The sequence below is a fragment of the Geoalkalibacter ferrihydriticus DSM 17813 genome, assembly GCF_000820505.1.
GTDB classification, from domain to species: Bacteria; Desulfobacterota; Desulfuromonadia; order Desulfuromonadales; family Geoalkalibacteraceae; genus Geoalkalibacter; species Geoalkalibacter ferrihydriticus.
This window is the reverse complement of record NZ_JWJD01000021.1, coordinates 1-1,429: the sequence shown is the minus strand read 5'-3', so window position 1 is coordinate 1,429 and position 1,429 is coordinate 1. Positions and strand designations below refer to the sequence as shown.

The following is a 1,429-nucleotide window of genomic DNA, read 5'->3' as shown; positions in this document are numbered from 1 at the left end:
CCCCACGCCCCATCAGCGTCACCGCTGACGAGAAAACCAAGGTCTACGGCAACGCCGATCCGGCGCTGACCTATACCATCAACAGCGGCAGTCTTGTCGGTAACGATAGTCTTGGGGCGCTGATCCGTGCCCCAGGTGAAAACGTCGGCAGCTACCTTATCGACGCCTCGGTGCTGGAAAATGGCAATTACCTGATCACTGCCAACAACGGCGCGTTGAGCATCACCCAGCGCCCCATCACCGTCACCGCCGATGATCAGTCCAAAGTCTACGGCAACGCCGATNTACCTGATCACTGCCAACAACGGCGCGTTGAGCATCACCCAGCGCCCCATCACCGTCACCGCCGATGATCAGTCCAAAGTCTACGGCAACGCCGATCCGGCGCTGACCTATACCATCAACAGCGGCAATCTTGTCGGCAACGATAGTCTTGGGGCTCTTATGCGAGCTGAAGGTGAAAACGTCGGCAGCTACGTGATCGACGCCTCGGTACTGGAAAACGGCAACTACCTGATCACCGCCAACAACGGCGCATTGAGCATCACCCAGCGCCCCATCAGCGTCACCGCTGATGATCAGTCCAAGGTCTACGGCAACGACGATCCGGCGCTGACCTATACCATCAACAGCGGCAGTCTTGTCGGTAGCGATAGTCTTGGTGCGCTCACGCGAGCTGAAGGGGAAAACGTCGGCAGCTACCTTATCGACGCCTCGGTGTTGGAAAACGGCAACTACTTGATTACTGCCAACAACGGCGCGTTGAGCATCACCCCGCGCCCCATCACGATTGTCGCCGACGACAAGTNACGCCTCGGTGTTGGAAAACGGCAACTACTTGATTACTGCCAACAACGGCGCGTTGAGCATCACCCCGCGCCCCATCACGATTGTCGCCGACGACAAGTCCAAGGTCTACGGTCAAGACGATCCGGAGCTGAGTTGGCAGGTCACCGAAGGCAATCTGGTGGATGAGGATACCTTGAGCGGCACGCTGAGCCGCGTTGAAGGCGAGGACGTGGGCAGCTACCTCATTGATGCTTCGGCCCTTGCCAACGGCAATTATCTGATTACCGCCAACGACGGCACTCTCACCATCACCCCTGCAACAAATGAGAAGCAGCAGGCCGCACAGACCGTCGCCCAAAATCTGGTCACCCAAATGGTGAGCGACATCACCGGCGGCACCGCCACGCCTTCCGGGTCTTCCATCGCTCTGAGCACGCCGCAGCAAACCTCGGCATCCGGGGGAAGCGTCACCAGCAGCGGTTTCAGCGGCGGTCTCAAATTCGTCGACGCCGATCCAGATGTCGCCGCCGAAGGAGCAGGTGGTGATGCGGTCACCTCCGGCCCCCGGCCCGGCCGCGACAGTTCCGGCTTCATGAACGTCTTTGTTGTGTCCGGCGGCGTCAATTACTCCACGGATGGC

Annotated in this window: 3 protein-coding genes; all 3 read left to right on the top strand. The window is 59.5% G+C overall.

What is annotated here, in order from left to right; all coding sequences use genetic code 11:
- Positions 1-11: 11 nt before the first annotated feature.
- On the top strand, positions 12-353 hold the full coding sequence (locus GFER_RS19055) for an MBG domain-containing protein (protein ID WP_459542351.1): 342 nt from the start codon (positions 12-14) through the stop codon (positions 351-353).
- On the top strand, positions 253-975 hold the full coding sequence (locus GFER_RS17305; RefSeq protein ID WP_459542350.1) for an MBG domain-containing protein: 723 nt from the start codon (positions 253-255) through the stop codon (positions 973-975). Before GFER_RS19055 ends, GFER_RS17305 begins: the two co-directional genes overlap by 101 nt.
- Positions 863-1,429, top strand: a 567-nt coding sequence (locus tag GFER_RS19050) for an MBG domain-containing protein (protein ID WP_200889365.1), incomplete at its 3' end; no start/stop codon positions are given. The genes GFER_RS17305 and GFER_RS19050, both read left to right, overlap by 113 nt.